Source organism: Escherichia sp. KS167_9B (assembly GCF_030295215.1).
Classification (GTDB): domain Bacteria; phylum Pseudomonadota; class Gammaproteobacteria; order Enterobacterales; family Enterobacteriaceae; genus Escherichia; species Escherichia coli_F.
The window spans coordinates 1-4,238 of record NZ_AP025758.1; the positions used below are offsets into that span (position 1 = coordinate 1).

The window sequence follows — 4,238 nt, forward strand, 5'->3', positions numbered from 1 at the left end:
ATGAGCTCGCTAAGCTTACAGAGATACGAAACAAACCCGTTTTTAGAGCTTATGACGATCCCGATGAAAGGGAAACGGATACAAGTATCTCGTCTTGGGCGGGATGACAATGTTTTGGTTAATCAAAACACGGGAGAAAAGTTTGGAACACATGTAACCACTTTTAAGCGTGTAGATAGTGAGCAATTTGTTAAGTTGTTTACTGCGAATATTGGGTTAACGTTTGATTTATCATCGGCAGGAATTAAAGCTTTTAATGTTCTTTTATGGGCTGTTCAAAAACAAGCCTTTGCAAAGGATCAGGTTCTTTTGGATTCAAGGGCTCTTGATGACTTTTTAAAAAGCTATGATAGCTTAAAACTTAGTTATGCTACGTTAAAGAGAGGAATTAACGAGTTAGAAAAAGCTCAGATTATAGCAAAGACAATGCGTAAAGGATTTTATTTTATAAACCCCAATTTTGTATTTAATGGAGATCGAATAGCATTTACAACCCTAATTGAGAGGGATTGTTAATCGATAGAACAATACAATGCAGGATAGACAATCCACTAGAAATTGCATGCAATTTTCAGTGGATTGTCCAAAAACGATGTTTTTGCCTGTGCCTGCCGCAGGCTACTAGAAGTAGTCGCAGGCGAACAAAAGTGGTGTTTTGTTCGCCTGCTAATCACAACAACCTGGCTAGAGGTTTTTATGACTAAACATGATGCTATACGCATTTCTCAACTTCATCAAATTTTTTACGATGATGATGGATTAATTGATTCAGAAAAGAACGTGACTATTTTATACAGTATAGGATTTACAGTTGATGAAATAGCTCATTTTAGAAATTCAACACCAAACACAGTTGCGGGTCAGCTATTAAATGCAAGGGTTAAATTAGGTTGCGCCTCGGTTTCATCTTTAAAGCCAATGATCTTATTAAGATTGCTTTTGAACATAAAAGAGATTCGTTTTGGATTCGAAACTGATTGCAAATAATATAGTTCAATAGGTATTTTTGCTCTTGACTAGAATTACAATTGCTGATTGTATCAGCAATTGTAATGTCCATACGAGGAATCAAAGATGAAAAAAATTTGTACGCTCTTAATGTCTATTTTCATTCTTTCCGCATGTGGTGAAGATACAAAATCATCAGATTGGTGGCTTAATCATCCCAAAGAAGCGACGGAGAAATATAAGGAGTGTAAAAAGTCAGGGGAAGATTCTGTTAATTGTCAAAATGTTAAAAAAGTTGCCGGAATTATTGGTAGAACCTATGGCCCTATGCTTGAAATACTTAAGGCTGAGTCAGCTGAATATGATAAGCAACATGGATTGAACAGGTGATAATATGTCTGGTTTCTTTGAAAAGTTTAATAGCGAAGTTGTTAGTAAAATCGAAGAGATGACCAAACCACTTCAAAGTCAATTAGGTCAGGATATGTTATCTCTTCTAAGTGCAGGTATTAGCGTTTATATCCTCTGGGTTGGCTATCAAATATTGGCAGGGAAACGCCAGACCCCATTACAAGATCTCGTCTGGGATCTATCAAAATTTGCCATTATTTTAACATTCGTAAGCAATGCTGATGGCTATCTGACGGCAGCAATGGATGCTATTAAATCTATGAAGGATGGGTTCCTTGGTAAACCTGTATGGGCAACGCTAGATACCATGTGGAGTACAACTCAGCTTTTGGCTGACAAAGTTTATGCTATGGATCAATCCAAATATGTGTCAGTTGAAGGTGGAATCGGGTCAATGTTGGTTTGGGGAGGAAGTATCCTGATTATGTCTGTAGCGGCTGTTATTTACATGCTTGCCGATGTAACAATGCAGTTAGCTATTCTTGTAGCTCCGATATTTATCGGTTGTTATATGTTTGGATTCACTAGAGTAATGTTTAATAACTGGCTTGGTATATTATTTTCTAGTGTATTTACTGTTATTTTTGCTGGAGTTCTCGTCAAAATTGGTACCGAGTTTCAAACTGATATGCTTAGTCAGATATCGAGAGATGCTAACTCAACAAATATTTTAACAATGGGCGCAATGGCATTTGTAATTGGAGTTCTGATTGCTGTCTTTGTCTGGAAATCATCGAGTTTCGCGCAGCAGCTTGCCGGTGCAGGTGTTGAAGGTACTCTTCAGGGAATGGCTCTTTTAGGGATTGGGGCTGCTGGAATGGCCGTAGAGAAAACGAGAAACCAGATGAAACGTGGAACGCGAACAGCCGCCGAATGGGCAGGTGAAAAAGGGGAGCAGAAACGGGCTTCAATAGGCGCATTGGGAATGGAAGCAAGAAGACGAGCATCCCTGGAAAAAGCACGTGCGAGGAATTCAGCATGAACAAAAAACTAATTTTTTCAGTACTTTTGTGCTTATTTTCATTTGGTTCTGTCGCAGGTATTCCGGTTGCTATTGATGCCAGTCCGGAATGGGCTGTTGAAGCCACAAGATGGACAGAACGACTCAAACAATGGTCTGAAACAGCGCGGCATTATCAAAGTCAGATTCAGGCATATAAAGACCAGTTAGCCACGGCAACAGGTATAAGGAATATTGCGGCATTCACAAATGAACTAAGTAACCTACAATCAGAGCTGGCAAACATTTATAAGCAGGGGAACAGTTATATTTCTGATTTTACCAGTAATCCTGAAGGTGCATTAAGTAGTCAGGCGAAAAATCTGTTCAGCAAGTATGGTGCTTTTAATATGTGTTCTACAGGCATTGAAAGTTCTGATAACCTTTGTAAGGCCAGAATAGTTTCAACGGCCGCTAGCATTGAACAGGGAAATGAGATAAATAAGCAGCTATCAAGTGCAATGTCTCAGATTCAGAGTTTAAGTAACCGAATTGAGTCTTCAAAGGATATGAAAGAATCCCAGGATTTGGCTAACGCATTGCAGGCGCAGTCGTTAAAAATACAGGCAATTAAAATGCAGTATGATGTATGGGATAGTAAAAACAGGGCTGATGCGGAAATGTTGAAAGAGCAAAAGTATGCTGAGTATCGCCTGCGTCAGAAAAATGCAAAGATACCGAGTTTCGAATGATATGATAAAGCTAAATAAGCTAAAAGAATGGGTAGATAATCATTGGTCTAGATTGAATAGTACCGGTTCTACACCGCCGCCACTGTTAATCTCGCTACCAATCATAGTTATTGTTTTAAGTGTGGAGCTTACGTTAAAGCTGATTAATGCTTTAATGTATTATGGTACATTGCAATTTATCACTGATAAAATTGAAAAGAGGTTTGTTCCCAGCGGTGGTATAAAAGAAAGACTCCTTTTTACGTTAAAGCTGTTTTGTATTTTACTTCTGTTATTAATAGTAATGCGATTTTCAATGAAGTAAAAAATAAAGGTCATCGAATAGATGGCCTTTTCTATTCTAAATTCTAAATATAGAGCCTGCGGCAGGCACAGGCAAAAACATCGTTTTTGGACAATCATGGATAAAATGTTAACATTTTGACCATGATTGTCTATCCTGCATTGCTCTTTTGCCGACCTCAAAACCCCTAGCGTGTTTTTGTTTCCCGATCTCTAGAACCACCGAGCCGCCACGGTTCCGGCAGCGCCTTGAGCGCAACCGGAAACCGTCTGGGGAGAACCCCAGACCCCCATCGCTGTAACATCGACGGTCTACGACCACCTACCAACCGTGTGGCTACCTGTTCCGTGCTAATGGGCTTTGCAGGGGGCTGGCGCGGTTCCTGGCGACCTGAAAGCCCCTGGTTAGGGGTATCGGCGCGCCTGACCTCCTGAAACCCTCTGTAAGCATTTTTCGCGCCTTCCATGCCCTGACGGGCATCTAAAGCCCGTTTCGTGCGTCTGAGCGCGTTTTAAGAGCTAAGACGACTAAAACATTACCAACACCTGAAAATCGCGTTCTGGTGCTCTGGATGGCCCACAGAACGCATTTTCGAACAGAACAGCAACGGCATTTCTGACAACATGCGAGAGGTGATCCCGCTCGCCGCAGCCCCAGCGACCGAACGTAGTGAGCGAGTGGGCGAGGAAGCGGAAGAGAATTGATAGCCATAATTGAGCACCTACGCTCCTTAGTTAAGAACTAAGAAGGGAAATTCTCGGAACCCGCATGAATCCTAGAAAGTGGTGATCAGGATCTGTACCTTGTAAGCTCAGATCCGATACCTTGCAGGCTCAAAAATTGCTTGATTTTGAGCTCATGAGGATTTATTGTGAATCTCCAAAGCCCAAAAAAGGATGCAATA

At 40.8% G+C, this 4,238-nt stretch carries 5 protein-coding genes; all 5 read left to right on the plus strand.

Annotated features, from left to right (window positions below; translation table 11 throughout):
- Positions 1 to 516, plus strand: coding sequence for a replication/maintenance protein RepL (locus QUE34_RS28355; protein ID WP_000097059.1), 516 nt, complete (start codon positions 1 to 3; stop codon positions 514 to 516).
- Positions 517 to 579: 63 nt separating this feature from the next.
- Positions 580 to 987: a helix-turn-helix transcriptional regulator gene (locus tag QUE34_RS28360; protein ID WP_133299398.1), complete on the plus strand. Its 408-nt coding sequence runs from the start codon at positions 580 to 582 to the stop codon at positions 985 to 987.
- A gap of 87 nt (positions 988 to 1,074) precedes the next feature.
- Positions 1,075 to 1,338 (plus strand): EexN family lipoprotein, encoded by a 264-nt coding sequence (locus QUE34_RS28365; protein ID WP_000717655.1) that lies wholly within the window; start codon positions 1,075 to 1,077, stop codon positions 1,336 to 1,338.
- Between the two features lie 4 nt (positions 1,339 to 1,342).
- Positions 1,343 to 2,341 (plus strand): TrbL/VirB6 family protein, encoded by a 999-nt coding sequence (locus QUE34_RS28370; protein ID WP_000012467.1) that lies wholly within the window; start codon positions 1,343 to 1,345, stop codon positions 2,339 to 2,341.
- Positions 2,338 to 3,051 carry a type IV secretion system protein gene (locus QUE34_RS28375; protein ID WP_001590713.1) on the plus strand — a complete coding sequence of 238 codons (714 nt, stop codon included), beginning with the start codon at positions 2,338 to 2,340 and terminating at the stop codon, positions 3,049 to 3,051. Before QUE34_RS28370 ends, QUE34_RS28375 begins: the two co-directional genes overlap by 4 nt.
- Positions 3,052 to 4,238: the final 1,187 nt, after the last annotated feature.

What these genes read in the sequence shown, in the direction of transcription:
- QUE34_RS28355 (WP_000097059.1), top strand. Translation starts at nt 1, where the DNA reads ATGAGCTCGCTAAGCTTACAGAGATACGAAACAAACCCGTTTTTAGAG.
- QUE34_RS28365 (WP_000717655.1), top strand. Translation starts at nt 1,075, where the DNA reads ATGAAAAAAATTTGTACGCTCTTAATGTCTATTTTCATTCTTTCCGCA.
- QUE34_RS28370 (WP_000012467.1), top strand. Translation starts at nt 1,343, where the DNA reads ATGTCTGGTTTCTTTGAAAAGTTTAATAGCGAAGTTGTTAGTAAAATC.
- QUE34_RS28375 (WP_001590713.1), top strand. Translation starts at nt 2,338, where the DNA reads ATGAACAAAAAACTAATTTTTTCAGTACTTTTGTGCTTATTTTCATTT.